Origin of the sequence: Pseudomonas moraviensis subsp. stanleyae, assembly GCF_036283065.1 — a bacterium.
Lineage (GTDB): Bacteria > Pseudomonadota > Gammaproteobacteria > Pseudomonadales > Pseudomonadaceae > Aquipseudomonas > Aquipseudomonas stanleyae.
This window is the reverse complement of sequence record NZ_JAADJI010000018.1, coordinates 68,514-94,951: the sequence shown is the minus strand read 5'-3', so window position 1 is coordinate 94,951 and position 26,438 is coordinate 68,514. Positions and strand designations below refer to the sequence as shown.

Sequence of the window (26,438 nt, the reverse complement as noted above, 5' to 3'; positions counted from 1 at the left end):
ACCGGACCCGGTGAAGCTCGCGGGCGGGTTGAATCAGTACCAGTACGTGCCGAATCCGACGGGGTGGGTGGATCCGTTGGGGTTGACGTCCAATTGCCCGCCGCCGAAGAAGCCTGGGTGTGAGGTGCCGGGGGCGAGTGATGGGGTTAAGGTTGATGAGGGGGAGCCCCAATTACCACGATTACCTCATGGCGTAGACCCCAAAACACTGAAACGAACACATGCGCTTATGGGCAAAACCTCCACCAAACTAGTCGAGCTAATGAGAGATGACATGCGAAGCAATGGATTTAATAGCGATCACCCCATCGATGTTGCTGAACACAACGGCACGCTTTACATTCTGGACGGCCATCATCGAGCTTCTGCCGCACGACAAACCTCTACAGAAGTTACAATACAGCTGATAACCAACATACGAGACCATCACGGCACCTTAAACACTATTGAGGAAGTACTAGAATCAGCCGATAACGTTGGCAATGACAGACTGGAGCACCGCAGAAGAAGATGAACAAACAGCGCAACGACATTGTATATCTCATTAACGACTTTCTCGCCAAGGTTGAGAATGCGACAGTGCTACTCGAGAAAAAATTTGGTACGAGAAATATTCTCAGGCTTTGGCGCAGCAACCAAATACAACGTTGCGGCGACATAACTAGCGAAACTCAGTATGAACTCCATGGAGTTGGCTGCATTGTTCACTTCGCTACTGAATCAGTGAATTTCGACTATGGGTTCAACAGCAGAACTGACGGATTTGACGTATGGCGGCTCTACATCTATGCGTTGGACAGACCACTTACGTATAAAAAATTTTGCGACAAGAAAATACTCGAAAAAGAATTTGACGAACTGATTTTGTCAAAGAAGATTGAAAAAATGTCGGCATCTGACAGCCTTTATGTCCTCACAGGTGATCCTCATTGCTGAGCAACACCAGATGAAATTACACTCCTGAAGTTCCAAATATACTTAAAGGGCCTAAAATTATAGGCCCTGGAATTCAATCTAAGAGTAGATTACTGCTCATCCCCATCCTCCTCATACTCCATATCCGCCTCATCCGCATCATTCAACGGCACCGTCGCATCATCCGTCACCGATCCAGGATCTTCACTGCCCGGATCATTGATAAACGGCAGCCCATTAGGGCCCTTCTCTTCTTTGCCTTCGGTTTCAGGAGTCATGGCGAACCTCTTGAGCGTGTGGGATGTATGACGTTCGAAAAGCCCTACGGCCAATCGTTCCTCTGCCTGACGGCCAGACACGAAAAACCCGGCGCCGGGCCGGGTTTCCGTTGCTGAATCAGCGATGTTTATTTTTGTGTTTGTTCTTGTGCTTGTGACCGCCGGGATGATGTCCATCGTCATCGCCACCAAGATTGTTACCCACCGCCCCGCCCGCTGCGCCGCCCAGGCCTGCGCCAATGGCGGAGCCGGTGGAGCCGCCGAGGCTGTTGCCGACGACCGAGCCGCCTGCTGCGCCAAGACCGCCGCCGATTGCGGCTTCGGTGCGGTTGCGTTTGTTCGCGCCGACGGCGCTGCCGGCCGCGCCGCCGACACCTGCGCCGACCGCCGCGCCCGTACTGCCGCCGAGTTGTCCGCCAACCACATTACCCAGCGCACCGCCGAGACCACCGCCTACGGCAGCGGTGCCGTCTCCGGCCGCCATCGCGCCCTGCGCCACGAACAAGCCAAAAAACAGTGCAGATAATGACAATCGCATATGAACCTCGCAGTTCCCGAATCGGGACAGTCCGCCCAAGCGGGGCGTATGCAGATTGGAGATAATTTCGGACGAAACGTTCAGCCATGAAAAAGCCCGACATCGAGTCGGGCTTTATCTGACCAGCAATCAGGCTCAGTGGCGCTTGTGACCTTTGCCCAGGTTGCTGCCGACCGCACCGCCAGCCGCACCGCCCAGACCCGCGCCGATGGTGGCGCCGTTGCGGCCGCCCAGGCTGTTGCCGATCACCGAGCCGCCGGCCGCACCGACACCGCCGCCGATCGCCGCTTTGGTGCGGCTGCCCTTGCGTGCGGCGACTGCACTGCCCGCTGCGCCCGCAACGCCGGCGCCAATCGCGGCACCGGTGCTGCCGCCCATTTTCTGACCAACCACGTTGCCCAGTGCGCCACCCAGGCCACCGCCCAACGCCGCGGTGCCATCACCGGCAGCCATCGCACCTTGAGCAACCAGAAGGCCAAGAACCAGAGCAGGCAATGTTAAACGCATGACGAAAACCTCAAATAAACAGGATGACCAGAAGGAGCGGGATTTAATGCGCTCGGCGCAGGAAAGTCCAGACGCAGGCGACAGCGTCGATTGGACCGCAATCAGGGAAAAGGTTTTATGACGGACAAAAAAAAGCCCGCTGGGGAGACGGGCTGGAGACTTGCTTTCTAACGGATGGCTTCACCCTACGTTGACCAACGTGAAAAGTTTGTGAAAAAAAACCGACATTAATGTCAACGCCCGCCCGGCATTTCAAACCGGCATTTGTGCGCGCATAAAAAACCCCGTGCGGTGACGGGGTACGGGATGAAATCACTTTCTGTTCCTTGCCGTGACCTTGGGCAGGAATTTCGCTTTCGGCCCTTTGGGGGCGGTGGATTTGATTTTGCCGATGCTGACCGGATCTTCGCCAAAACCCGACTGATACTCCGATTGACCGCAGCGCACACAGTTGTTGAATGAAAACTCTGCGCCATCATCTTCGATAAATGGACCTGACATAGACTCTCCCCTATGCAACCGGGCCGACACCGGCAAAACAGTTCTGCCTGAAAAATATCGGCCCCCAGCGTTTTTGAGACTAGCTGGTCACTACTGGACTTGCCGTTCAGAAAGGCTGATCACCGACGAATGGAAATAAGCGTCGCAAGCGATCATTCGCTAAAGATTTCCATCGAACGGCCGCTGCCCTTATTCCTACAAATGAATCTCAAGGAGAGGTCATGCAGATCAACGGATTCCCCAACATGCCAGTTGTAAAACTCACGGATGAGCAGATCGCTGCCGGCAAGGCCGCTGCGGAAAAACTAAAGGAAAAGATCGCTTCCGGTGAAATCACGATCACCTATCCAGACAAACCGATTTTACAGCCCGGCGTGATCTACCATCCGAGCGAGCCGGCGCCATCGGCTCAACCTGACGGGACGCCGCCGCTCGTCGCCATCGACACACCGCTGACCTATGACGCAAGAGGTGCAGTGATTCTCAAGCCACAAGGCTGATTGACGCGAAAAAAGCCCATTGCCTGTCGAGAATGGGCTTTGCCTTGAAGGCGATAATCAGCGCAGCTTCACCGCAGTGCCCGTCACGAACACGACCACCATGCCACCCTTGCCTGCCGGCATGCTGATCTCGAAGTCCACGCCGACTACCGCGTCAGCTTGCAGTGCCCGCGCTCGATCTTTCAATTCATCGGTGGCCTGAATACGTGCTTCTTTAAGAGCACGCTCCAAAGTCTGCGACCGCCCGCCAAAGAAGTCGCGCATGCCCGCGAACATATCGCGGATAACGTTGACGCCTTGCACAGACTCGGCGCTGACAATGTCCAGATAGGCGGTGATCTGCCGCCCCTCGACGGAATGAGTGGTGGAGATGATCATCAAGTCGTCCTTTTACTGCAAAAGTGAAGGCGGCGATTGTAAGGCCCATTCGTCCGGAAGCATTCACTTGATTGAAACAACGCGGCATCGCCCGAATCTGCCTTCATCCATCTGATACCTCTCTGTAATTGCCAATCCGCCATTCCTGGGTTTACCGCAATGGTTGAGGCGAACTGTTCTGGGCCAGCTATGGTGAGTCGGTCCCCAACGCACTTGGCAGACCTCCATGAACGCGTATCTCACCCTGTTTTTCGGCATGTTCACCACCCTGCTGGCAATCATCAATCCACTTGAGGCCATCCCGGTTTTCCTCGGCCTGCTGCAAGACAAGGACGTCCACGAACAGCGTCGTGTCGCCCCAGCGCCATCGCCACAGTGATCGGCCTGACTAGCGTCATCAAGGATTCCGAGCACGCCATACTGTCCTTTGCCGTGGTGGCACTGGCAATCTGCGACCATGTTCCTCACCTATCTGTCTTTGGCTTACGCCAATACCATCCTCAAAAAGATTGGCCCGCAAGGCATTGATGCCGCGACCCGGATAGGCGGTTTTTTCGTTTCGGCGATGGGGGTAGGCTTGATCTTCCACGGGACGGTCGAGTTTCTTCAGTCGTATGGGGTGCTACTCAACGGAGTAGCGAAGTAGGACTGATTTACTCACCGTAGCGTTTCACTGCGCCGCTTGCGCAATATCCCCGCAAAAAAGATCGATATTGCCGTCTTCCGGTGTAGTACGGATAACAACGGAGTAATTTCCGGACGTCAGTTCAGCCACGGGCACAGGCGCACTTCGGAAAAATGTCCAGCCTGCTCCGGCCGTCCTTTGGGTAGTAATCCTGTTGTTCATGTCGTAAGCAACCGGACCAGGCTGTTGGCAGCTGCCTTTGTTGATAAACGTATAGAGGCGCAGAGGTAATGTCGTCCCGTCCGGAACGCCCGAGATAGAGAAGTCGAAGTTGGTTTCATCATTGACGGTTGTCAGCGTGGTATTGGCGATCTGGCCGGCATTCTGCTGGGTAGCTTTCAAGGCAAGTGTCGTAGCGGGTCTGGATGAATTGCTGCAGCCCAAGAGACTTGCGGTGATCAATAGCGCTGCAAGCGGAATCGGATGTTTCATTGGCAACCTCCATCGATGCAAGAAGTGCACGGCGTGGCTATTGGTATAGCCGACAACTTTGTCTTGCATCGTCCGCAGATCCGTTTTTAAAAAAAACAGCGAACCACCCTACCCCTGTTACCGAAGCATCTACACTGGATTTCCACTGACTGCTGTAGTCATTGTCATGAGCAGCCATGCAACCACCAACGAATGACCAATCCAATCAAGGGTGGACATTATGCAATGGATGATATTGGTACAGCGCATCTGCAACTGCATGGCCTCAGTTAACCGCACCGGCTCATCTCTGACTGCATTGGGACTGGGCCTTATAGCATCGACGGCAGTGTTCGCTGCCGAACCTTTGGCCTCCTGGAATGAAGGGCCGGCCAAACAAGCCATCGTTGAGTTCGTCCAGGCGACGACCAAGGAAGGCGGTACCCAGTTCGTGTCGCCGGCCGAGCGTATCGCAACGTTCGACCAGGACGGCACTTTATGGGTCGAACACCCGGCCTATGGTCAATTGTTCTACTGCCTGAGCCGAGTCCCAGACGCAGTGGCGGCAAAACCCGAGCTGGCCAAGGTCGAACCCTTCAAGACCGTGCTGTCGGGGGATCATGCCGCCATGGCGAAACTGACCCTGGATGACTACCTGAAAATTGCCATGGTCACCCTGAGCGGCATGCCCACGGACGAGTTCAAACAGCAGGTCCATGCCTGGCTCGCCAAAGCCAAAGACCCGCGCTGGAAGCGACCCTTTACCGAGCTGACCTATCAGCCGATGAAGGAAGTCATGCAATACCTGCGAGATCACGGTTACAAAACCTACATTGTCACGGGTGGCGGCCAGGATTTCGTTCGAGCGTACTCTGAAGAGGTCTATGGGGTGCCCCCCGAGCAGGTAGTCGGTAGTGCCGGGGCCACCGAGTATGGTTATGACAACAGCGGTAAACCGCAGCTGATCAAGCAACCGAAGATACTGCTCAACGATAATGACGCGGGCAAACCGGAGAACATTTACCTGCTGGTCGGTCGGCAGCCAGTTGCCGCCTTCGGCAATTCTACCGGCGACAGGCAAATGCTGGAGTACGCCAAAGCCGGCAAGGGTGCGCGCCTGGCGATGCTGGTGCTGCATGACGACGCCGAACGTGAATACGCCTATGGCCCTGCACAAGGACTACCCGATACCAAGGTGGGCAGTTTTACCGAATCGTTATATACCCAGGCCAACAATGAAGGCTGGGTTGTAATCAGCATGAAAAAGGACTGGAAAAAGATTTTTGCGTTTGAGTGAATCGCAGCGGCAGCAATGCAGCATTAGAATCTGGAAACAGATGTTCAATATTGTCACGCGACGTTATCGAGCTATACCTGTATTCCCCACCGCACTTCTTCCATATTGGAGGTTGGCAATGAAAACCTGTCTTCCGTTGTCAGCGTTATTGATCACCGCAAGTCTTTTTGGCTGCACCAGTTCTGCAAACCGATCAGTGAATCTTCCTTTGGCGGCGACCCACAAAAACCCTGGTCATACCGCCACGACCACATTGACTGCGGAGGGCAATCAAACCAACTTCGACTTCTACGTCAGCGGTGTCCCGGACGGCACCTCGCTGCCGCCGCGCATTTATACCTTTATCAATAAAGGTAGCTGCCAGCAACCCGGCCCAGCGGCGTTCGCCATGAACGACAAGGTCAACACTGAAGCCAATACAGGCACCGGCGGATGGACCTTTTACCGAAGCGCACCGATAGCTCTTTCAGACCTGCTTTCCGGAAAGTACTCGGTAGTCGTACGTACAGCCCCCGAAGACGGCAACGCCGATATTTTCTGCGGCGACGTTGCACGCGCGGCTCGATAAACCGCGCAAGATACTTTAAGTCAAGTTGTTGTATTGGCGCGTGTATTCGGGAAGTCTCTTTCCAAGGAGTAACTCTGATGTTACACACCCGCGCAAAAAAATGATGGTCGGCACTTGCAGGTAAAAAAACCGCACTAGACTCCTGATGCGCCTTAATCGTGCAAGGTCATGTAACACGGGGGAAATGATTCTGTATGCACTACCTGGGCAAATTGCACGGTGGTCGATGCACAAAGGATAGATGTGCACTCGTCATCGTTTGCCAACACTCTGAAACAACGAGGAATTTGGTATGCAACAACTATCGGATCGTTTCAAACTATCAATGGCTTTTGCTGCACTTTTGTCCTTCAACGGACTGGCACACGCGGCCCAGACGGAAAAAACCAACATTCTGTTCATCGTCTCCGACGATACCGGCTATGGCGACCTTGGCCCGTACGGCGGTGGGGTCGGTCGCGGCATGCCGACGCCCAGCATCGATGAGCTGGCGGCAGAAGGCGTAACTTTTTACTCTTTTTATGCCCAACCAAGCTGCACGCCGGGTCGCGCGGCCATGCAAACAGGGCGCATCCCCAATCGTAGCGGCATGACGACTGTGGCTTTCCAGGGCCAGGGCGGTGGCTTGCCCGCAGCCGAATGGACCCTGGCTTCAGTGCTCAAGACCGGTGGCTACGACACCTACTTCACCGGCAAATGGCATCTGGGCGAAGCCGACTACGCACTGCCCAATGCCCAGGGCTATGACGTGATGAAGTACGTCGGCCTGTACCATCTCAACGCCTACACCTATGCCGACCCCGAATGGTTCCCGGACATGGACGCGGAAACCCGAGCAATGTTTCAAAAGGTCACCAAGGGCGCGTTGTCCGGCAAAGCCGGTGAAAAACCAATCGAAGAGTTCAAGGTCAACGGCCAATATGTGGACACACCTGTCGTAGACGGCAAACCCGGTGTCGTCGGCATTCCGTTCTTTGACGGCTACGTCGAAAAAGCGGCGTTGGAATTCCTCGACACAGCGGCGAAGTCGGACAAGCCATTTTTCATCAACGTCAACTTCATGAAAGTGCACCAACCGAACCTGCCGGCACCGGAGTTCGTTCACAAATCGATGTCCAAGTCCAAGTACGCCGACTCGGTGGTCGAACTTGATACCCGCATCGGCCGCATCATGGACAAGCTCAAGGCGCTTGGCCTCGATAAAAACACCCTGGTGGTCTACACCACTGACAACGGCGCCTGGCAGGATGTTTATCCAGATGCCGGTTATACCCCGTTCCGCGGTACCAAGGGCACCGTGCGTGAAGGCGGTAACCGAGTGCCGGCCATTGCCGTCTGGCCAAGCAAGATCAAGCCGAATACAAAAAACCACGAGATCCTTGGTGGCCTCGACTTGATGGCAACGTTCGCTTCTGTTGCCGGGGTGAAACTGCCCGAGAAGGATCGTGAAGGTCAACCGATGGTGTTCGACAGCTACGACATGACACCCGTACTCACCGGCAACGGACCTTCTCCACGCAAGGAGTGGTTCTATTTCACAGAGAACGAACTCTCCCCGGGTGCAGCCCGCGTTGGCAACTACAAGGCGGTATTCAACCTGCGTGGTGATAATGGTGCCCAAACCGGTGGTCTGGCCGTGGACACCAACCTGGGCTGGAAAGGTGCCAGCAAATATGTAGCCGGAGTGCCACAGATTTTCGACCTGTACCAGGACCCGCAAGAGCGTTATGACTTGTTCATGACCAATTTTACCGAGCGCACCTGGACCATGGTGCCGATCACTCAGGCAATCAATGCCCTCATGCAAACCTACGTCAAGTACCCGCCGCGCAAACTGCAAAGCATGGGGTATGACGGCCCGATGGAAATATCGAAATACCAGAAATTCCAATCCGTTCGCGAGGAACTTCAGAAAGAGGGCATCCACCTGCCCCTTCCAAACGGAAATTAGGTAAACCGCAATACGTGGCGTCCTTGTTCAAGGGCGCCACTTGGCGAGTAACAACTTATGCGTTTGTGGGAAGTCACTCGAATCAATTGAAGGGCGACGTACGACCGGAAATCAAATCCGGCAAGCGGGAGGCGACCTGCACAGCCAGGGTCGGGTTTTCCGCACTAGTCTCAATTCGAATTGAACAGGCGTGTGATACGCCAGCTGCAATTCCAAAGGACATGTGTGCGTGCGCTACGTTAATTCGAAAATGGACGGAGGTTAACCATGCCAATCAAAAACACGGCCCTGCCTGCTTGTACGCTCCTCGCGCTGTGCTGCCAGCAAACCTGGGCCGGCGGCATCATGCTTTATGAAATCGGCACCGATAACGCTGGCCTGGCCAACGCCGGTGCCGCTGCCCGTGCTCAAGGCCCATCGACCATCGCCAGCAACCCGGCGGGCATGAGTTACCTGCCGGGTACGCAGATCACCGGCGGCTTGCAAGTGCTGTATGGCGACCTCAGTTTTGATCGCGATGCCGGTAGCAACGTGTCGGGCAGCAACAGTGGTAATGCCCTCGACCCCATTCCCGGTGGAAGTTTCTTCATCAGTCATGAACTGGACGACCACTGGAGCGTCGGCTTCGGCCAATACGGAGATTTCGGCCTGGCGGTCAACTACGACAACGACTGGCACGGTCGCTACTTCGCGCAGAACTCCAGCCTGCTGGGCCTGTCCCTGGTACCCAGCGTGGCGTATCGCTTCAACGAGCAATGGTCGGTCGGTGTAGGCGTCAAGGCCATGTATGGCATGTTGCAGGCGCAGACCGCGATCGACCGCTCGCCTTTCGGCTTCACCGACCGCGCTGACGGTCAGTACAAGTACAAGGACGGTGCCTGGGGTTATGGCGCCAACGTCGGGGTGATCTATGCCCCACAGACTGGCACGCGAATTGGGCTGACCTACACCAGCAAAGTCGATCTGGACTTCGAAGACCGGCTGGATGTGAAAGGCGACGGCCGCCTGCTGGAGCGCATCAACGATACCAATACCAAGATCGACACCACGGTGCCGCAGACCGTAACCCTGAGCCTGTTCCAGCAACTGGACCGGCAATGGGCCCTGCTCGCCTCGGCGAACTGGCAGGACTGGTCGGAGTTCGGCGAGGTCGGTGTACAGGTCGACACCACAGCCTTTGGCGCACAGTCGAAATCGGTCGACGCGGGCTTCAAGGACACCTGGCACCTGTCTCTCGGCGCGCAATACCAGGCCACCGAACAATGGCTGTGGAACGTCGGTGTGGCCTACGACAGCAGCGCCGTTTCCGATAGCAAACGCAGCGTGATCGTGCCGATGGGCGAATCCTGGCGCCTCGCCACTGGCGCTACCTACGCCCTGGACAAAAACACCGACATCAACGTCAGTTGGGCCATGGTCTGGCTCGGCGACATGCCGGTGGACCAGACCAAGGACATCTCGGGCAATCGCGTCTCCGGCAAGTTCGAAGACGCCTGGATTCAAGCCCTGACCGGCAACATGACCTGGCGATTCTGAAGCGATATCAGCGAAAAACCGACTATGTCCATGGAGCGCGCACCGCGGTAGTCGTGGTTTACGACCAGATCCAGCCTGTCGCCGCGTATGTGTCCAGGCCACTGTGGAGCCGTGACATAAGTACGATCGAGGGACGCAAGCTCAAAGGCATTGCCATCAAATATCAATAATGAGGTGCAAACGATGAAAGCTATCTCGTCCTGGCTGACGCTTGCGGTGGCCACTGTACTGATAAGCGCCTGCTCCGCAGTGGGATCAAGCGATGGCGGCGCCGGTGAAACAGAAATCCGCTCCGGCAAGATTGAGCAGATATCACTGACGCAAATGCAGACCAATCACGACAGTGGCGTAGGCGCCGTACTTGGCGGCCTGGGCGGGCTTGGAATCGGCAGCCTGATCGGGCGCGGCACCGGGCGCGATGTGGCCATGGTGGCAGGCGCGCTTGCCGGTGCCGTCGGCGGCAATTACGCAGAGAAGAAAAAGTATGACCAGCCCAAAGAGGCGCAACAGATCATAGTGCGGGTCAAAAGTGGCGTGCTGGTATCGGTGACTCAGCCGATCAATCCGTCGCTGAGTAAAGGCATGAATGTTTACATCGAAGGCTCAGGCAATGATGCCCGGGTGGTAGCGCAAGGTAGTTGAAAGGTGCGCACAGGAAGCGGGTTCATTCGAGCAACTGAAGACGCCTGCGCGCCCAAGGCACAAAAAAACCCGAACTGAGTCGGGTTTTTTACTGTTGGCCTTTTCGCCTGCCAGAAACACGAAGCCCCTGAAAAATCTGGATTTTTCAGGGGCTTCGTTATTCAAATGTGGCGGTGAAGGAGAGATTCGAACTCTCGATACAGTTTCCTGTATACACACTTTCCAGGCGTGCTCCTTAAGCCACTCGGACACTTCACCGTATCTCTGCAGACATGTTCTGTCTGTCGAGGCGCGCTAATGTAGTCGAAAGCTTTTCCGATGGCAAACTTTTTTTCAGAATTTTCATGCGCTTAAGAGAACACGTTGCACTGCGCGAAAGCAGACGATGGCAAATCCGCCAACCTCGGGTGGGCCGCGCGCTTCCTTTATAGAAGGCAACAGGCGCACGGCGCTGGCTGAAGCGCAAAACGGTGACCGGCAGGTCAGTCACGGCGCTTTACCTGGCCTGCGGCGGTGGGTAACGTCTGCCCATCTTTCTAATAAGGAATAGCGTCATGAGCGAGTTGATTGCCTACCACCTCGAAGACGGTATCGCGACCCTGACCCTGAACAATGGCAAGGTCAACGCCATTTCCCCGGATGTGATCGCTGCGTTTAACGCGGCGCTGGATCAGGCGGTGGCGGATCGCGCCGTGGTTATCATTACCGGGCAACCGGGAATTCTCTCGGGTGGTTATGATTTGAAGGTGATGACGGCGGGTCCGAAAGAGGCCGTTGCGCTGGTGACAGCCGGCTCGACGCTGGCTCGTCGCCTGCTCTCTCACCCGTTTCCGGTAATCGTTGCCTGTCCGGGGCACGCCGTGGCCAAGGGCGCTTTCCTGCTGTTGTCCGCCGATTACTGCATCGGTGTCGACGGCCCGTTCAGCATCGGTCTGAACGAAGTGCAGATCGGCATGACCATGCACCACGCCGGCATCGAGCTGGCGCGTGACCGCTTGCGGCGTTCGGCCTTCCATCGCTCGGTGATCAATGGCGAGATGTTCGATCCGCAAAGTGCGGTAGACGCAGGCTTCCTCGACAAAGTCGTCACTGCCGAAGAATTGCAGGGCGCCGCCCTGGCTGCCGCGCGTCAGTTGAAGAAGATCAATATGCTGGCGCACAAGAACACCAAGCTCAAAGTGCGCAAGCAACTGCTGGAAACCCTCGACGACGCCATCCTGCAGGATCAACAGCACTTGGGCTGATTCATCGAGGATCTGCCGGTGAGAGAACAGCCCGACCCGCGCGTCGGGCTTTTTCTTACATTCAGCGTTGAATATTCGCTAGACAGCTCTAGGATGCGCCTGACAGGCATCGCTGAAACATGCGCTTAAACATCGGCCATCTCCGCACTCTATAGGGGCAATTGCCGAAAACAGTGCACATCCGTACACTGCGCCACCTTTTGTCCCGGTGGGCCTGTAAAAATGCTGTTCGTGTTTCGTATGTTGTTGATGGGCCTGCACTTTATTCTGGCGGGCGTGCTGGGCGTGATCCTGGGATTGTGCCGCCCGTTCAATCCGGACAACAGCCGACTGTGCGCCCGCCTCTACGCCTTGCCGGCGATGTGTATTTTACGTTTGCGGGTGAAGTCCGAGGTCAACGGTCTGATCAACAAGCCTGACAGTTGCGTGATCATCGCCAACCACCAGTCCAACTACGATCTGTTCGTGTTCGGCAACGTCGTCCCGCGCCGCACCGTGTGTATCGGCAAGAAAAGCCTGAAGTGGGTGCCGCTGTTCGGCCAGTTGTTCTGGCTGGCCGGCAATGTGCTGATCGACCGTGGCAATGCGCACAAGGCGCGACAGTCGATGCTGACGACCACTCATACCCTGCAAAACGAAGACACCTCGATCTGGGTATTTCCGGAAGGCACCCGCAACCTCGGTGAAGATTTGCTGCCGTTCAAGAAAGGCGCATTCCAGATGGCAATTGCCGCCGGCGTGCCAATCGTTCCGGTGTGCGTGAGCAGTTACGTCAAGCACATGCGCCTGAATCGCTGGCGCAGCGGCAACGTTCTCATACGTTCGCTGCCGGCAATTCCTACAGCCGGTTTGAGCATGGATGACATGCCCATGCTCATCGAGCGATGCCGCGAGCAAATGCGTGACTGCATCGAGTCGATGGATCGGCAACTGCAAGCGGCGTAAAAAGACAACCCGCGCTGTGCGGGTTTTCTTTTGCCGGGTGAACTGTCCAGGTTTCACTGACTCTCAAGCATCGACACGGCTAAGCTGAAGCCATGTAACCCCTGCCATTTGCCAAGAAGAAGTGAACCACCACCATGGGTCGAGTTGTTGCTGCTGCGGTGTACAGCGAAGGCAAGAAAGTCACCAATATCACGCTTGATGAAGGCGCCGCCTGGGCCGCCAAACCCGGCCACTTCGTCTGGATCGGCCTGGAAGAGCCGGACGCACAGGAATTATCCAACCTGCAACGCCAGTTCAATCTGCACGAACTGGCCATCGAAGACGCGCTGGAAAAACACAGCCGGCCAAAACTGGAAACCTTTGGTGACGCTCTGTTTATCGTCACCTACTCGCCCGTTCGCGAACACGGCGTTCTGCAATTCATCGAGACGCATATCTTCGCCGGCAAGGGCTACATCATTACCGCGCGCAACGGCCACTCGGCGTCCTACGCCCAAGTGCGACAACGCTGTGAGGCGCGTCCGCTGTTGCTGGAGCATGGGGAGGATTTTGTCCTGTATGCGCTGCTCGATTTCGTCATCGAGAACTATCAGCCAGTAGGCGAAGCGATCCACGCCGAGATCGATGAGCTGGAGCGCAACGTGCTGTGCAGCGCCCTCAACGAGCGCGACATCCAGAAACTGCACGGTTTGCGCCGTGACGTGGTGCGCTTGCGTCGGTATGCGGCGCCGATGGTGGAAATCGGCGAAGAGCTGCAAAAGCTCAGCTTCCCGTTCATCGACAAGAACATGCGCCCGTACTTTCGCGATGTGCAGATTCACGTGACGCGGCAGATGGAAGACCTCAGCACACTGGCGGACATTGCCAGCCAGACCATCGAGATCGGCGTGCTGCTCGAGGCGTCGCGGCAGAGCGTGGTGCAACGCAAGTTCGCGGCGTGGGCAGCGATTCTGGCGTTCCCGACGGCGGTGGCAGGGATTTACGGGATGAACTTCCAGAACATGCCCGAGTTGACCTGGCATTACGGCTATTTTGCCGTGCTGGGATTTATTGCGGTGGGGTGTGTGAGTTTGTGGGCGAGTTTCAAGCGGTCGGGGTGGTTGTAGCAGGACCGCGTTGGCCGGGCGATTCGCGAGCAGGCTCGCTCCCACAGGGATTGTGGGAGCAGGCCCTTTTAGCGTTGAGCAGCTTCCGGCTTGTGCGCCACAAACCGCATCATCCACTCCGCAACCGTAGCGCCATGATGCTCGAGCTCAAGGCTGGCGACACCCGTGCTGTAGATCTGCGAGCCCAGCGCTTCCTGGCGCAGTTCGAGCAGCGCCCGCGAGTAATCGTGAATGAACTCTGGATGGCCCTGGAAGCACAGCACTTGATCGTTGATGTGATAAGCCGCGAACGGGCAGAAATCGCTCGACGCGATCACCGTGGCGTTTTCCGGTAGCGCGGTTACTTGATCCTGGTGGCTGATCAGCAGTGTCAGCTCTTCGCGCACCGGGCTCATCCACGGCGCCTTGGCCGCCAGCTTGTAGCTGTGCGTGCCGACGCCCCAGCCCTGGGATGCGCGCTCGCTCTGGCCGCCAAGCAGCAGCGCCAGCAATTGATGGCCGAAGCACACGCCGAGCAGCTTGTCGCCGCGCTCGTAGCGATTCAGCAGATAAGTCTTGAGGGTCTGGATCCACGGATCCGTACCGAACGAATCGGCTTTGCTGCCGGTGACCAGGTACGCATCGAAAGTCTGATCGTCGCTTGGGTACTCCCCCTTCACCACGTTGTAGACAGTGAACTCAGCGGCAATCGGTTGTTGCGAGAACAGGCGCTGGAACATCTGCCCATAGCCCTGATACTGATCGATCAGCTCGGGACGCAGGATGTCGGTTTCGAGAATGCAGATGCGCAGCGACATAAAAAATACCTGACAGGTGACGGGAATAATGAACACCCCAGAGCCTGCCTTGAAACACCTGGCCAAGGCAAGCCCCGAAATGCTCGCCTGCCCTAGAACATTTCACCTTTCGCCGCTTTATCCAGCAGCAACGCCGGTGGCGCAAAACGCTCGCCATATTGCTCGGCCAGATACTGCGCACGGGCGATGAAGTCGTTCAGGCCATACTGGTTGATGAACTGCAGCGCACCGCCGGTCCACGGGGAAAATCCGATGCCGAAGATCGAACCGACGTTGGCATCCGCCGTCGAGGTCAGCACGCCCTCCTCCACACAGCGCACGGTTTCGATGGCCTGCACAAACAACAGACGATCACGCACATCCTTCGCTGGAATCTGCCCGTCCGCCTTCTCGAAACGCGTTTTCAGCTCCGGCCACAGATGCTTCTGGGCGCCCGTTGGATAGTCATAAAATCCGCCTCCCGCAGCTTTGCCCGGCCGCTTGAATTCATTGAGCATCAAGTCAATCACGGCGAAGGCGGAGTGCTCAATCAGCGGTTTCCCTTCTCCCTGTAAGTCCTTGGCCGTCTGCTGGCGGATATGGCTCATCAGGCTGAGGGAAACTTCGTCGGAGATTGCCAGAGGCCCCACCGGCATTCCGGCCTTGCGCGCTTCGGTCTCGATCATCGGTGCACTGACGCCTTCGCCGAGCATGGCAATGCCTTCGTTGGTGAACGTGCCGAACACCCGTGAAGTGAAGAAGCCGCGACTGTCGTTGACCACGATCGGCGTTTTCTTGATTTGCAGGACGAAATCGAAACCGCGGGCGAGGGTTTCGTCGCTGGTCTGCACGCCCTTGATGATTTCCACCAGCGGCATTTTTTCCACCGGACTGAAGAAATGCAGGCCGATGAATTTGCTTTGATCCGGCACGGCGGTCGCCAGGCCGGTGATCGGCAGCGTCGATGTATTGGAAGCGATGACCGCTGCGCCACCCACCACCTGTTGCGCGGCGGCAGATACCTTGGCTTTGAGTTGGCGATCCTCGAACACCGCTTCGATGATCAGATCGCAACCAGCCAGATCGGCATCACTTTCGCTCGCAACGATCCGCGCCAGCACCGCCTCGCGCTGTTCGACAGTCATCTGGCCACGGGCAACTTTTTTATCCAGCAGCGCCGCGGAATGCGCCTTGCCCTTCTCGGCAGCGGCGAGGTTGATGTCCTTGAGCACCACGTCAATACCGGCCGAGGCGCTGACAAACGCGATGCCCGCGCCCATCATGCCGGCGCCGAGCACACCGACTTTCCGGGTTTTATAAGACGCAAAACCTTGCGGTCTGGAACCGCCGGCGTTGATCTCGTTCAACTGGAACCAGAACGTGCCGATCAGGTTTTTCGAGATCTGCCCGGTCGTCAGTTCTGTGAAGTAGCGTGTTTCGATCAGGTGTGCGGTGTCGAAATCGACCTGAGCGCCCTCCACCGCCGCGCAGAGAATCTTTTCCGGCGCTGGCAGCGTGCCTTGAGTCTTCGCGCGCAGGATCGACGGCGCAATCGCCAGCATCTGCGCCACTTTCGGGTTCGATGGCGTGCCGCCCGGAATCTGGTAGCCCTTGACGTCCCAGCGTTGCACTGCCGTCGGATTGGCGATAATCCAGGCGCGCGCCTTGGCCAGCAGCTCATCTCTGTCCGCTGCCAATTCATCAATCAGGCCGGCCTGCAACGCCTGTTGCGGGCGCACCTTCTTGCCTTCGAGCAAGTACGGCAGGGCTTTTTCGATGCCGAGCATGCGCACCATGCGCACCACCCCGCCGCCGCCCGGCAACAGACCCAGCGTGACTTCCGGCAGACCGAGTTGCACCGAGGCATCGTCCACAGCAATGCGATGGTGGCAGGCCAGACAGATTTCCCAGCCGCCACCCAACGCCGCGCCATTGATCGCAGCGACCACCGGTTTACCGAGGGTTTCCAGACTGCGCAACTGCGCCTTGAGGGTCAGCACCATGTCGTAGAAGGCTTTGGCTTCTGGCTTGCCGACCTTGATCAGTTCATTGAGGTCGCCGCCGGCAAAAAAGGTTTTCTTCGCCGAGGTGATGATCACTCCGGCAATGCTGTGTTTTTCCGCTGACAACCGCGCCACGCAAGCGGCCATGGCCTCGCGATACACGGCATTCATGGTGTTGGCGCTCTGGCCCGGCATGTCCATGGTCAGCACGACGATAGCGTCCTGGCCTTTTTCGTAACGAATGGCTTCGCTCATAACAGGGTTCCTTGAAGTCGGGCTCAGAGGCGTTCGATGATGGTGGCAATGCCCATGCCGCCGCCGACACACAGCGTCGCCAGGCCGTAGCGCAGGTGCCGCGCTTCCAGTTCATCAAGCAGCGTGCCGAGGATCGCGCATCCAGTGGCGCCCAGCGGGTGGCCCATGGCGATCGAGCCGCCGTTGACGTTGACCTTGTCCGGGTCAACCGCCATGTCCTTGATGAATTTCAACACCACCGAAGCAAACGCTTCGTTGACCTCGAACAGATCGATGTCCTCCACGCGCAGTCCGGCCTTGGCCAGCGCTTTGCGGGTCGCCGGCGCCGGGCCGGTGAGCATGATCGTCGGGTCGGTACTGGTGACGGCCGTGGCGACAATGCGCGCCCGTGGCTGCAGCCCCAGCGCGCGGCCCTTGGCTTCGGAGCCGATCAGCATCAACGCCGCACCGTCGACAATTCCGGAACTATTGCCCGGCGTGTGCACATGGTTGATTCGCTCGACATGGCTGTAGACCCGCAGCGCGGTGGCGTCGAAGCCCATCTGACCGATCATTTCGAAACTCGGCTTGAGTTTGCCCAGGCCTTCGAGGGTCGATTCGGCGCGAATGAACTCATCATGATCGAGCAGGATGATGCCGTTCTGATCCTGCACCGGCACCAACGACTTGTTGAACGAGCCGTCGGCCCGCGCCCGTGCGGCTTTGTGCTGCGAGTGCAGCGCGTAGGCATCGACGTCCTGACGACTGAAGCCTTCGAGGGTGGCGATCAGATCGGCGCCGACGCCTTGCGGGGTGAAGTGGCTGTGCAGGTTGGTTTGCGGGTCCAATGCCCAGGCGCCGCCATCGCTGCCCATCGGCACCCGCGACATCGACTCGACACCGCCGACCACCACCAGATCCTCGAAGCCGGAGCGCACTTTCATCGCGCCGAGATTCACGGCTTCCAGACCTGAAGCGCAGAAACGGTTGATCTGTACGCCGGCGACGCTGACGTCCCAGTCGGCTACTTGCACCGCCGTCTTGGCGATGTCCGAACCTTGGTCGCCGATCGGCGTGACGCAGCCGAGAACGACGTCATCGACCTGACTGGTGTCCAGTGCGGTGCGTGACTGCAAAGCGCTCAGCAAACCCGCCACCAAGTTGACCGGCTTCACGCTGTGCAGCGCGCCATCGGCCTTGCCTTTGCCACGCGGGGTGCGTAACGCATCGAAAATCAAAGCTTCAGTCATGACGTCCTCGAACCTGATTTATTGTCGCCTCACTCTCGCGCGGCGCAGGCCGGGAGGCAATGACCACAGTGCTCAAAGCGCTTGACGTGCGCGCTCAGACGGACGGTCATCCGACAACAGGTGAACCGGTTCAGGTCGCCGAGTTGTCTAGCCAGCGGGCGGCAAAGAAGCTGGCAATACGCCTCATGTCATTTTTAAAGCTTTTTTCAAGTACTCCATATGAAATGGATCTAAGCCAAGGCTGACGTGGGCCCTAAGGTAAACATGTACGTCATCGCCGTCGGGTTTTGCCGAGACGGGCGTCCTTCAACAGGAAGTGCAACGCGTGCCGTCATGGATATGCAGTCAGGCATGCATCAGGAAATAACAATAAAGGCGGTCAGCCATGTTCAAACAACCGAAAGTACGTCAAGCAGGACTCATTCTTTTCGCCACGACGCTGTTGTTGATCTTGCCGAATCTGACCAAGGTCATCGGCTGATTCAAACGTCACGTGCTGTATATCGCCACGGAAATGTGACTGGCTCGCTACCCGGGCCAGCGTGGTTGTGCCAACCTTTGCGCATTACCACGACATGGACGGCGATCATTTGAAAACGCTCATTGCGCTCAGTGCCTTGCTGCTGAGCTTGCCGGTGTCTGCCGCACAACTGGATCTGCAGTTGGGCGCAAACAGCCGCACCTGGCAGACCGACGAATTGCTCAAGCATCCTCAGTTGCAAACCCTCACCATCAACGATGATGTTTCCTACAAGAAGGCCATGACCTATCAGGCCGTGCCCTTGGCTGCGTTGCTGACCGGCGTCAGACCTGAGGATCACCTGCAAGCGGTGGCGCTGGACGGCTTCGCCGCAGAATTGGCCGCTGCGCCCTTGCTGAACAAGGACGGCGCACGAGCATGGCTGGCCATCGAGAACCCGGCACAGCCGTGGCCAGCGTTGTCCGCCGGCAAGCACAGCGCTGGACCGTTCTACCTGGTCTGGACCGATCCGCAGGCTGGCAATATCAGCCCCGAGCAGTGGCCGTTCGAAGTCGCCAGCATCAAGTTGATAGCCCCGGTGGCGCAACGCTTCCCTGCCCTGCTGCCCGATCCCGCCTTGAAGATTGATGACCCGGTGAACAAGGGTTTTGCCTTGTTTCAAAAAAACTGCCTGGCCTGTCACCGGTTGAATGGTGCCGGGGATGCGCAGTTCGGGCCGGATCTGAATATACCGTTCAGCCCGACCGAGTATTTTGGTGCGGACTTCCTGAAGCGCTACATCCGCGATCCGCAGAGTTTGCGCCAGTGGCCGCAGGCGAAGATGCCGGGGTTTTCGGCGCAGGTGTTGCCGGACGGGGATCTGGAAATGCTGGTGGGGTATCTCAAGCACATGGCCGGACGCAAAGTTAAACCTTGATGCAGTCTCCCTTGTGGGAGCGAGCCTGCTCGCGAAGGCGGCGTGTCAGACGCTAATTGGCTGGCTGATGTACCGCTTTCGCGAGCAGGCTCGCTCCCACCGGGATGTTACGTACGTCGAGCTATTGCTGCTGCACGGAGATCACCGGCGTCGGCGAGACGAACACTTTCGCATGCATCTGCTCGCAGCCGCCGCCCCGGCGCATGCCGCGTACCGGGCAGGCATCGAGATAATCCAGACCCACCGCCAGCTTCAGGTGGCGCTCCGGGCGCGCCAGTTGATTGGTCACGTCGAAGCTGTACCACGCGTCATCCAGCCACGCTTCCGCCCAGGCATGGCTGGCCAGATGTTCGCAATCCTCGCTGTACAGATAACCGGAAACATAACGCGACGGCACGCCAAGGCTGCGCGCGCAGGCGAGAAATGCATGAGCATGATCCTGACAGACCCCGGCACGACCGGCGAAAGCCTCGGCGGCGCTGGTGTCGACTTCGGTCGAGCCCGGCGTGTAGGTCATGTGCTGATTCAGACCGTGCATCAGGTCGATCAGCGCAGTGCGGTCACGCCGTTGCTTGCAGTTCTTCTCGGCAAACTCGCGCAAGGCTTCGTCGGCTTCGGTCAGGCGGGTGAAGCGCAGGAACGGCAGCGCTGACTGGCTTTCATGTTCGGCCTCGCGCAATTCATCGATATCGACCTGGCCACGGGCACCAATGATGATCGCTTCGTGGGGCTCGTCCATGGTCAATACATGCAGGATGTTGCCGAACGGATCGAGTTGCGCACGCACCGGGCGCGGTAAATCCAGCTGCCAACTGAGCACGTGCTGACGCTCGCTGTCGTGAGGCGTCAGGCGCAGGTACTGGATGCTCGCGCGCACCTGATCTTCGTAGTGATAGGTGGTCTCGTGGCTTATGGAAAGTCTCATGCGGCCTCCAGATAGGAACTGTGAATGGCGTTGCCCAACTGGCGCACCAGCGGGATGAATTCGGTCAGCCAGGCGTGCAGGCCTTCTTCGAGGATTTCGTTGATGCCGGTGTAGCGCAGGCGCGCGTCCATTTCCGCCGCCAGGCGTTGTGCCGGACGACCATTGGCGCCGGGCAGCTGCGCGAGAATCTGGTCGATCTCTTCGGTACAGGCGCGCAGCGAACGGGGTACATCGGCGCGCAACAAAAGCAATTCGGCGACGTGCCGGGCGCCGGGCGCATCGCGGTAGATTTCGGTGTAGGCCTCGAACGACGACAACGCCCGCAGCAGCGCACTCCACTGGTAATAGGCGTGCGCCGTGCCATCGCTTACCGCCTCGGCCTGATCGCCGGCCATTTCGTAACGGGCGTCAAGCAGGCGCAGCGTGTTGTCCGCGCGCTCGATGAACGTGCCCAGACGAATGAAGCGAAACGCGTCGTTGCGCATGATCGTGCCGTAGGACGCACCACGGAACAGGTGCGAACGCTCCTTGATCCATTCGCAGAAACGGCTCATGCCGTAGCGGCTCAGGCCCTGTTCAGCGATGCCGCGGATTTCCAGCCAGGTTGCGTTGATGTTTTCCCACATGTCGGCGGTGATGCGCCCGCGCACTGCGTGGGCACTGGCCCGCGCAGCGCCGAGGCAGCTGTAGATGCTCGCCGGGTTGGCCGCGTCCAGCGCGAAGAAATGCAGCAGGCGTTCGGCGTGCAGTTCGCCGTGGCGTTCAAGGTAATCGTCGAGGGTGCCGGTGATCAGCAACGGCATGGCGAGTTCGTGCAGACCATCGCCGCGCCCGTCCTGCGGCATCAGCGACAGCGAATAACTGATGTCGAGCATGCGTGCGAGGTTTTCCGCACGCTCCAGGTAACGCGACATCCAGTACAGATCCGAGGCAGTTCTACTTAACATGGCAAGCTTCCTTCAATCCTCGACTACCCAGGTATCCTTGGTGCCGCCGCCCTGGGAGGAATTCACCACCAGGGAGCCTTCACGCAACGCGACACGGGTCAAACCACCGGGCACGACCCGGGTCTCACGGCCGGACAGCACGAACGGACGCAAGTCGATATGGCGCGGCGCGATGCCGTTTTCGACAAAGGTCGGACAGGTCGACAGCGATAGCGTCGGTTGCGCGATGTAGGCATGGGGCTTGGCTTTGATGCGCTCGCGAAAGGCATCGATTTCCGCCGTCGTCGCGGCCGGCCCGACCAGCATCCCGTATCCGCCGGAGCCTTGGGTTTCCTTGACCACCAGATCCGGAAGATTGGCCAGTACATGGGACAGCTCGGACGGGTTGCGGCATTGCCAGGTCGGCACGTTTTTCAGAATCGGCTCTTCGTCGAGGTAGAAACGGATCATGTCGGTGACAAACGGGTACACCGATTTATCGTCCGCAACTCCGGTGCCGATGGCATTGGCCAGCACCACATTGCCGGAGCGATAGGACGACAGCAGCCCCGGCACACCGAGCATCGAATCCGGGTTGAACGCCAGCGGATCGAGGAATGCGTCGTCGAGGCGGCGATAGATCACGTCGACCGCTTTCGGACCGTCGGTGGTGCGCATGAACACCTTGTCGTCACGCACGAACAGATCCGCGCCTTCGACCAGTTCCACGCCCATTTCCCGCGCCAGAAATGCATGCTCGAAGAATGCACTGTTGAAGCGCCCCGGCGTCAGCACCACGACGCTGGGATTGTCGATCGGGCTGGAGCTTTTCAGGGTGTCGAGCAACAGATTGGGATAGTGATCAATCGGCGCGATGCGCTGAGCGGCGAACAGCTCGGGGAACAGGCGCATCATCATCTTGCGGTCCTCGAGCATGTAGCTGACGCCGCTGGGTGTGCGCAGGTTGTCTTCGAGGACGTAATAAGTGCCATCGCCATCGCGCACCAGATCGACGCCGGAGATGTGCGAGTAGATGTCGCGGTGCAGGTCCAGGCCCTGCATCGCCAACTGGTATTGCTCGTTGGCCAGCACCTGTTCGGCGGGAATGATCCCGGCCTTGATGATGCGCTGCTCATGGTAGAGGTCGGCGAGAAACATGTTCAACGCCTTGACCCGCTGGATACAGCCGCGCTCGACGATCCGCCACTCACTGGCAGGAATGCTGCGCGGAATCGTATCGAACGGAATCAGGCGCTCGGTGCCCTGTTCGTCGCCATAGAGCGTGAAGGTGATGCCGGCACGGTGGAACAGCAGATCGGCCTCGCGTCGGCGCTGCGCAAGCAACTCGTCAGGCGTCTCGGCCAGCCAACGGGCAAATTCCCGGTAATGCGGGCGAACCAGACCGCCGCCGTCGTACATCTCGTCAAAAAAGGTGCGGATCATGCCGTACTCCTTGTCACTCCGGACATACAGGCCTTCGCAAGGCCCGTGCCATCGGCATAAACGCTTTGAATTCAATCGGTTGTAGATCCACGCCAGCGGCAGCGCACCATTCCTGTGCGGCAAATGCCCCGGCCCGATTGCCCCCGCTTCATTGCGACGCACTGCATCGCCTATCACCAGCATAGTCAGAGTTGATTTCACTGCCCGGCAGCGACTGCGGATAATCCGCGCATTCGCTGCAAAACTTCAGCGGCACGACGCCGCGAAGTCGCCAGCTCAATTGATCCGGACAGCCTTGGCGGCCCCGTCCCGCCAAGACTTCACTGCATACCTGTCTTCCCTTTTAGCCACCCTCTCCGGTGGCTTTTTTTTTGCCCGGGATTCTTGTTTCAGGGTTTTGCCACAGCGATTTGCAGATACCGAAAACAACAACGGCCGACCCGAAGGTCAGCCGTTGCCCGCCAAACAATGCGCAATATCAATTCAGGCGGTAACGATTGCGCACCTCCTGCTTCACGCCCCAACCCTCGATAATGCCGCCCAGCGGCTCGACCACGGCAGAGAAGCCCTGCTCGAAATCGCCAATGTCGTCATAGGTTGCGTACATCACTTTGCTCAATTCCAGCGACCAGGCGCCGTCATCGCGCGCACTGACCTGGGCATTGATGGACTCACCGCGAAATTTGCCTGCTGCCCTGCGCGCCCGCTCCTCGTCCGGGAAAATCGCGTAGAACTCGATGGGATGGAACCGGGAAAAATCGAAACCGCCTTCTTTCATGCGGCGCAGAACGTTGCTGCTGATGTCTTCTTGATAGGCTGTGCTCATGAATCGTCCCCCTCGATTGATGGATAGACTTTCCGTATTCCCGCCCCGGGCCTTTGGCCTAAGTACTACGGCAACGTGGTTGCGCGCGGGAAACAAGCATGTAGCTGACAAGACCAGACCTTAGCGATCCATTCGCTGATCTCGCTTGCAGAGTAGCCCCAAGAGAGCGCCGCTGCCAAGGCCTGGTTTACGAGATGACAGGATGTGTTCAGACAGGTGTGATGCTGCGGATTTCGATGCCGTTCTGGGTCTTGAGGTTTTTCACCCCGGCATCGGCGGTGCGCCCTTCCAGATCATTGAGATCCAGCTGGGCGGCGACCGGAAGAAGCCGCTCCTTGATCAGCCGTGCGGCTTCATCATCGGACGGGCATTCCTCACGTTCGAAGATCTCATCAACGATTTCACCATGATCATCCACGAAAGTGACTTTCCACTTTTGCATCAGTGCCTCCTCGATCAACCCGTAGATGGGCTTACCTCTATCTCGACTTTTTTCCGCGAGAGTTGGTTCAAAAGGATTACAGCATGTGGTCAGGAAAAACCGATGAGCGTTGTGGGAGCGAGCCTGCTCGCGAAGGCGGCGTGCCAGTCGACATTGAGTTGGCTGACACTGCGCTTCCGCGAGCAGGCTCGCTCCCACAGGGAGGTTTTTTGCGGGGAAGTATCAGTCGTTGCTTGGCTTGTTGACCGCTTGCAGCACGTATTGCGGCAGAGCGAACGCGCCGATGTGGATTTCCGGGTTGTAGTAGCGGGTAACGATGCCGCTGCCGATGAAGCGCTGTTGCAGGGTTTCTCGGCTGAGCTTGCGGTAGGCCGGGTTGGTCGAGCCCCAGGCGAAGGTCATCGAGCCGCCGATGTAAGTCGGCACGGCGGCCTGGTAGAAATGCCAGTCCGGGAACAGGCTGCGCAGGCGGCCAGCGGTGGTTTTGACTTCGTCGATCTGCATGAACGGCGTGCCATTCTGCGTGACGAGGATGCCGCCTTCGTTCAGGCAACGGTGGCACGCCTGGTAGAAGTTCTCCGAGAACAGCACTTCGCCCGGGCCGATCGGGTCGGTGGAGTCGGAGATGATCACGTCAAATTTTTCAGTGGTGGTGGCGACGAAACGCATGCCGTCATCGATCACCAGGTTCAGGCGCGGGTCGTCGTAGGCACCGGCGGAATGGTTCGGCAGGAACTCCTTGCACATGTCGACCACGGTGCCGTCGATTTCGACCATGGTGATGTGCTCGACGCCGGCGTGCTTGGTCACTTCGCGCAGCATACCGCCGTCACCGCCGCCAATGATCAGCACGCGCTTGGCAGTGCCGTGGGCGAGGATCGGCACGTGGGTGAGCATCTCGTGGTAGATGAACTCGTCGGCTTCGGTGGTCTGGATCACGCCATCCAGCGCCATGACGCGGCCCATGCGCGGGTTCTGGAAGATCACCAGATGCTGGTGTTCGGTGCGCACTTCGTGCAGCAGTTTTTCCATGCGAAAACGCTGGCCGTAGCCTTCGTAGAGGGTTTCCAGGTACTCGCTGGTCTTGGTGACGGTCATGGTCAAGTGCTCCGATAAATGCGCGGGCGCCATCGTGGGGACGATTGCCCGGGAAAGGCGCGCATTCTACGTTGCCGAAGATGACAGGTCGAACCTCAGCTTGTTTTTTACCAGCGCAAACCACTGTGGGAGCGAGCCTGCTCGCGAAAGCGGAGCATCAGTTGCCGGTGATGGCGACTGACACAACGTCTTCGCGAGCAGGCTCGCTCCCACAGGGATGACAGTGTGATCGAAAATCTGCTCAGATCCGGACGTTGCCCCGTGGCCCGGCAATCGCCCAGATGATCAGGCCCAGCACTGGCAGGAGGATGATCAGCAACACCCAGACGATTTTCATCCCGGTGGAGGCGCCGCTTTTCAGCACGTTGATGATGGCCCAGATGTCGAGGGCAAGGATGATCAGGCCAATCAGACCGTTGAACGTGGAACCCATAGTGTCGCTCCAGAATAGTGGCATGCACTTTTAGGATAGACGGTCGCGCGCAGGGTTCCCTTTTATTGCGTTCAGACGTGAACGGCGACCTTCAAGGCTTCCAGTGCCGGCGCAGCGGCGATGCCGACCTCGGCGCACAACTCGAGCACGCGGGGCACGTCGTTGCCGTAGACCAGGACCATTTGCAGTTCGTCGTCGAGCAACTGGCTGAAATTCATCAGCGTGTACCCGCCGTTTTCCTTGTTCAGGCTGCTCATCTGCACCTGGATGCGGTTGAGTGCGGTCAGTGCTTCGGTCTTGGCCAGTTGCTTGGGCTTGAGGTTGAAATCCACACCCGCTCCGAACGAAGCGACGATTTGCGCGAAAAGGTCGACGTAGGTGTCGGCCTGGAACAGCACGGTTTCCGGCAGGCTGCCGACCACCACCCACTCACCCAGCGGAATCGGGAAGGTGTCGTCGTAGTTGATATCCGGATTGGCTGCCAGAAAAGCACCGGGGTCGGCATAGGCCTGCGCGGCTTCGTCGGCGACTTTCAGGATCTCGTCCTCGCCCATGCAGCCGGAGCTGATTTTGCTGATGAGTTCGACGAGTGCGGCTTTCATGAGGGCGGATCCTGTGGCGAAGGTAGATTTTCAGGGCGCGAAGGATAACGCATTATTCAGCACACCCGACATCCGTGGCGA

The 26,438-nt window shown here is 58.1% G+C and carries 32 protein-coding genes, 1 tRNA gene and 1 pseudogene; 15 read left to right on the top strand and 19 right to left on the bottom strand.

Annotation, left to right across the window (positions count from 1 at the left end; all coding sequences use genetic code 11):
- Both GXB78_RS27115 and GXB78_RS27110 read left to right on the top strand, forming a co-directional pair.
- Nucleotides 1–514, top strand: a pseudogene (locus tag GXB78_RS27115) (ParB N-terminal domain-containing protein); the annotation flags it as partial.
- Entirely contained in the window at nucleotides 511–936 is a 426-nt protein-coding gene (locus GXB78_RS27110; RefSeq protein ID WP_329517726.1) for a DUF6896 domain-containing protein, read from the top strand. The pseudogene GXB78_RS27115 and the gene GXB78_RS27110, both read left to right, overlap by 4 nt.
- An 89-nt stretch (nucleotides 937–1,025) precedes the next feature.
- Here the strand turns inward: GXB78_RS27110 and GXB78_RS27105 are convergent, their stop codons facing one another.
- From GXB78_RS27105 to GXB78_RS27090, 4 genes are all read right to left on the bottom strand, one after another.
- Complete coding sequence (locus GXB78_RS27105) at nucleotides 1,026–1,193, bottom strand: hypothetical protein (protein ID WP_165839224.1); 168 nt, start codon at nucleotides 1,191–1,193, stop codon at nucleotides 1,026–1,028.
- Between the two features lie 118 nt (nucleotides 1,194–1,311).
- The gene (locus GXB78_RS27100; RefSeq protein ID WP_329517725.1) at nucleotides 1,312–1,731 is read right to left on the bottom strand and encodes a YMGG-like glycine zipper-containing protein; all 420 of its coding nucleotides are present in this window, start codon (nucleotides 1,729–1,731) and stop codon (nucleotides 1,312–1,314) included.
- A 135-nt stretch (nucleotides 1,732–1,866) separates the two neighbouring features.
- Nucleotides 1,867–2,238, bottom strand: coding sequence for a hypothetical protein (locus GXB78_RS27095; protein ID WP_016773803.1), 372 nt, complete (start codon nucleotides 2,236–2,238; stop codon nucleotides 1,867–1,869).
- 312 nt (nucleotides 2,239–2,550) lie between these two features.
- Nucleotides 2,551–2,739 (bottom strand): hypothetical protein, encoded by a 189-nt coding sequence (locus GXB78_RS27090; RefSeq protein WP_329517724.1) that lies wholly within the window; start codon nucleotides 2,737–2,739, stop codon nucleotides 2,551–2,553.
- A gap of 221 nt (nucleotides 2,740–2,960) precedes the next feature.
- Here GXB78_RS27090 and GXB78_RS27085 point away from each other — a divergent pair, with 221 nt between their 5' ends.
- The gene (locus GXB78_RS27085; protein ID WP_329517723.1) at nucleotides 2,961–3,239 is read left to right on the top strand and encodes a hypothetical protein; all 279 of its coding nucleotides are present in this window, start codon (nucleotides 2,961–2,963) and stop codon (nucleotides 3,237–3,239) included.
- Between the two features lie 57 nt (nucleotides 3,240–3,296).
- On the opposite strand, the gene GXB78_RS27080 is transcribed toward GXB78_RS27085, so the two are convergent.
- Nucleotides 3,297–3,617, bottom strand: coding sequence for a YbjQ family protein (locus tag GXB78_RS27080; protein ID WP_016773801.1), 321 nt, complete (start codon nucleotides 3,615–3,617; stop codon nucleotides 3,297–3,299).
- A 226-nt stretch (nucleotides 3,618–3,843) separates the two neighbouring features.
- Here GXB78_RS27080 and GXB78_RS27075 point away from each other — a divergent pair, with 226 nt between their 5' ends.
- Both GXB78_RS27075 and GXB78_RS27070 read left to right on the top strand, forming a co-directional pair.
- Nucleotides 3,844–3,996 carry a MarC family protein gene (locus tag GXB78_RS27075; protein ID WP_329517722.1) on the top strand — a complete coding sequence of 51 codons (153 nt, stop codon included), beginning with the start codon at nucleotides 3,844–3,846 and terminating at the stop codon, nucleotides 3,994–3,996.
- Nucleotides 3,997–4,074: 78 nt separating this feature from the next.
- On the top strand, nucleotides 4,075–4,263 hold the full coding sequence (locus GXB78_RS27070) for a MarC family protein (protein WP_329517721.1): 189 nt from the start codon (nucleotides 4,075–4,077) through the stop codon (nucleotides 4,261–4,263).
- A gap of 24 nt (nucleotides 4,264–4,287) precedes the next feature.
- Here GXB78_RS27070 and GXB78_RS27065 read toward each other — a convergent pair whose 3' ends face one another.
- Entirely contained in the window at nucleotides 4,288–4,734 is a 447-nt protein-coding gene (locus GXB78_RS27065; protein WP_329517720.1) for a hypothetical protein, read from the bottom strand.
- 229 nt (nucleotides 4,735–4,963) lie between these two features.
- Between GXB78_RS27065 and GXB78_RS27060 the strand changes: the two genes are divergently transcribed.
- The 5 genes from GXB78_RS27060 (at nucleotide 4,964) to GXB78_RS27040 (ending at nucleotide 10,707) form a co-directional block, all read left to right on the top strand.
- Complete coding sequence (locus tag GXB78_RS27060) at nucleotides 4,964–6,010, top strand: HAD family hydrolase (protein ID WP_329517730.1); 1,047 nt, start codon at nucleotides 4,964–4,966, stop codon at nucleotides 6,008–6,010.
- 118 nt (nucleotides 6,011–6,128) lie between these two features.
- On the top strand, nucleotides 6,129–6,578 hold the full coding sequence (locus tag GXB78_RS27055; RefSeq protein ID WP_329517719.1) for a hypothetical protein: 450 nt from the start codon (nucleotides 6,129–6,131) through the stop codon (nucleotides 6,576–6,578).
- A 292-nt stretch (nucleotides 6,579–6,870) separates the two neighbouring features.
- The gene (locus tag GXB78_RS27050; RefSeq protein ID WP_329517718.1) at nucleotides 6,871–8,529 is read left to right on the top strand and encodes an arylsulfatase; all 1,659 of its coding nucleotides are present in this window, start codon (nucleotides 6,871–6,873) and stop codon (nucleotides 8,527–8,529) included.
- Nucleotides 8,530–8,796: 267 nt separating this feature from the next.
- Nucleotides 8,797–10,065 carry an OmpP1/FadL family transporter gene (locus GXB78_RS27045; protein ID WP_329517717.1) on the top strand — a complete coding sequence of 423 codons (1,269 nt, stop codon included), beginning with the start codon at nucleotides 8,797–8,799 and terminating at the stop codon, nucleotides 10,063–10,065.
- Between the two features lie 183 nt (nucleotides 10,066–10,248).
- Nucleotides 10,249–10,707 (top strand): glycine zipper 2TM domain-containing protein, encoded by a 459-nt coding sequence (locus tag GXB78_RS27040; protein WP_329517716.1) that lies wholly within the window; start codon nucleotides 10,249–10,251, stop codon nucleotides 10,705–10,707.
- Between the two features lie 168 nt (nucleotides 10,708–10,875).
- Here GXB78_RS27040 and GXB78_RS27035 read toward each other — a convergent pair.
- Together GXB78_RS27035 and GXB78_RS27030 are read right to left on the bottom strand one after the other, a co-directional pair.
- Nucleotides 10,876–10,965: transfer RNA gene (locus GXB78_RS27035), tRNA-Ser, on the bottom strand.
- Entirely contained in the window at nucleotides 10,961–11,197 is a 237-nt protein-coding gene (locus GXB78_RS27030; RefSeq protein ID WP_329517715.1) for a hypothetical protein, read from the bottom strand. Before GXB78_RS27030 ends, GXB78_RS27035 begins: the two co-directional genes overlap by 5 nt.
- A gap of 64 nt (nucleotides 11,198–11,261) precedes the next feature.
- Here GXB78_RS27030 and GXB78_RS27025 point away from each other — a divergent pair, with 64 nt between their 5' ends.
- From GXB78_RS27025 to GXB78_RS27015, 3 genes are all read left to right on the top strand, one after another.
- Nucleotides 11,262–11,951, top strand: coding sequence for a crotonase/enoyl-CoA hydratase family protein (locus GXB78_RS27025; protein ID WP_329517714.1), 690 nt, complete (start codon nucleotides 11,262–11,264; stop codon nucleotides 11,949–11,951).
- Between the two features lie 222 nt (nucleotides 11,952–12,173).
- Nucleotides 12,174–12,896: a 1-acylglycerol-3-phosphate O-acyltransferase gene (locus GXB78_RS27020; RefSeq protein ID WP_329517713.1), complete on the top strand. Its 723-nt coding sequence runs from the start codon at nucleotides 12,174–12,176 to the stop codon at nucleotides 12,894–12,896.
- A 134-nt stretch (nucleotides 12,897–13,030) separates the two neighbouring features.
- Nucleotides 13,031–14,002, top strand: a complete 972-nt coding sequence (locus tag GXB78_RS27015; protein ID WP_042608479.1) for a magnesium and cobalt transport protein CorA — start codon at nucleotides 13,031–13,033, stop codon at nucleotides 14,000–14,002.
- A 68-nt stretch (nucleotides 14,003–14,070) separates the two neighbouring features.
- Here GXB78_RS27015 and GXB78_RS27010 read toward each other — a convergent pair whose 3' ends face one another.
- The 3 genes from GXB78_RS27010 to GXB78_RS27000 form a co-directional block, all read right to left on the bottom strand.
- Nucleotides 14,071–14,799 (bottom strand): amidotransferase, encoded by a 729-nt coding sequence (locus tag GXB78_RS27010; protein WP_329517712.1) that lies wholly within the window; start codon nucleotides 14,797–14,799, stop codon nucleotides 14,071–14,073.
- Nucleotides 14,800–14,891: 92 nt separating this feature from the next.
- Complete coding sequence (locus tag GXB78_RS27005; protein WP_329517711.1) at nucleotides 14,892–17,036, bottom strand: 3-hydroxyacyl-CoA dehydrogenase NAD-binding domain-containing protein; 2,145 nt, start codon at nucleotides 17,034–17,036, stop codon at nucleotides 14,892–14,894.
- A gap of 23 nt (nucleotides 17,037–17,059) precedes the next feature.
- Nucleotides 17,060–18,265 (bottom strand): acetyl-CoA C-acetyltransferase, encoded by a 1,206-nt coding sequence (locus GXB78_RS27000; protein WP_329517710.1) that lies wholly within the window; start codon nucleotides 18,263–18,265, stop codon nucleotides 17,060–17,062.
- A 59-nt stretch (nucleotides 18,266–18,324) separates the two neighbouring features.
- Between GXB78_RS27000 and GXB78_RS26995 the strand changes: the two genes are divergently transcribed.
- Both GXB78_RS26995 and GXB78_RS26990 read left to right on the top strand, forming a co-directional pair.
- The gene (locus tag GXB78_RS26995) at nucleotides 18,325–18,510 is read left to right on the top strand and encodes a hypothetical protein (RefSeq protein ID WP_329517709.1); all 186 of its coding nucleotides are present in this window, start codon (nucleotides 18,325–18,327) and stop codon (nucleotides 18,508–18,510) included.
- 330 nt (nucleotides 18,511–18,840) lie between these two features.
- Complete coding sequence (locus GXB78_RS26990; protein ID WP_329517729.1) at nucleotides 18,841–19,662, top strand: c-type cytochrome; 822 nt, start codon at nucleotides 18,841–18,843, stop codon at nucleotides 19,660–19,662.
- 121 nt (nucleotides 19,663–19,783) lie between these two features.
- On the opposite strand, the gene GXB78_RS26985 is transcribed toward GXB78_RS26990, so the two are convergent.
- The 8 genes from GXB78_RS26985 to GXB78_RS26950 all read right to left on the bottom strand — a co-directional run bounded on the left by GXB78_RS26985 (nucleotide 19,784) and on the right by GXB78_RS26950 (nucleotide 26,357).
- Nucleotides 19,784–20,587, bottom strand: a complete 804-nt coding sequence (locus GXB78_RS26985; RefSeq protein WP_329517708.1) for a transglutaminase family protein — start codon at nucleotides 20,585–20,587, stop codon at nucleotides 19,784–19,786.
- On the bottom strand, nucleotides 20,584–21,534 hold the full coding sequence (locus GXB78_RS26980) for an alpha-E domain-containing protein (protein WP_329517707.1): 951 nt from the start codon (nucleotides 21,532–21,534) through the stop codon (nucleotides 20,584–20,586). Before GXB78_RS26980 ends, GXB78_RS26985 begins: the two co-directional genes overlap by 4 nt.
- Before the next feature lie 12 nt (nucleotides 21,535–21,546).
- Nucleotides 21,547–22,956 carry a circularly permuted type 2 ATP-grasp protein gene (locus GXB78_RS26975; RefSeq protein ID WP_329517706.1) on the bottom strand — a complete coding sequence of 470 codons (1,410 nt, stop codon included), beginning with the start codon at nucleotides 22,954–22,956 and terminating at the stop codon, nucleotides 21,547–21,549.
- A gap of 478 nt (nucleotides 22,957–23,434) precedes the next feature.
- The gene (locus tag GXB78_RS26970; RefSeq protein ID WP_003223226.1) at nucleotides 23,435–23,782 is read right to left on the bottom strand and encodes a ribonuclease E inhibitor RraB; all 348 of its coding nucleotides are present in this window, start codon (nucleotides 23,780–23,782) and stop codon (nucleotides 23,435–23,437) included.
- Between the two features lie 208 nt (nucleotides 23,783–23,990).
- Nucleotides 23,991–24,224 carry a hypothetical protein gene (locus GXB78_RS26965; protein WP_042608487.1) on the bottom strand — a complete coding sequence of 78 codons (234 nt, stop codon included), beginning with the start codon at nucleotides 24,222–24,224 and terminating at the stop codon, nucleotides 23,991–23,993.
- A gap of 222 nt (nucleotides 24,225–24,446) precedes the next feature.
- Complete coding sequence (speE, locus tag GXB78_RS26960) at nucleotides 24,447–25,322, bottom strand: polyamine aminopropyltransferase (protein ID WP_016773785.1); 876 nt, start codon at nucleotides 25,320–25,322, stop codon at nucleotides 24,447–24,449.
- A 241-nt stretch (nucleotides 25,323–25,563) separates the two neighbouring features.
- Nucleotides 25,564–25,755, bottom strand: a complete 192-nt coding sequence (locus GXB78_RS26955; protein WP_016773784.1) for a PLDc N-terminal domain-containing protein — start codon at nucleotides 25,753–25,755, stop codon at nucleotides 25,564–25,566.
- A gap of 71 nt (nucleotides 25,756–25,826) precedes the next feature.
- The gene (locus GXB78_RS26950; RefSeq protein ID WP_329517705.1) at nucleotides 25,827–26,357 is read right to left on the bottom strand and encodes a hypothetical protein; all 531 of its coding nucleotides are present in this window, start codon (nucleotides 26,355–26,357) and stop codon (nucleotides 25,827–25,829) included.
- Between the last annotated feature and the right edge of the window lie 81 nt (nucleotides 26,358–26,438).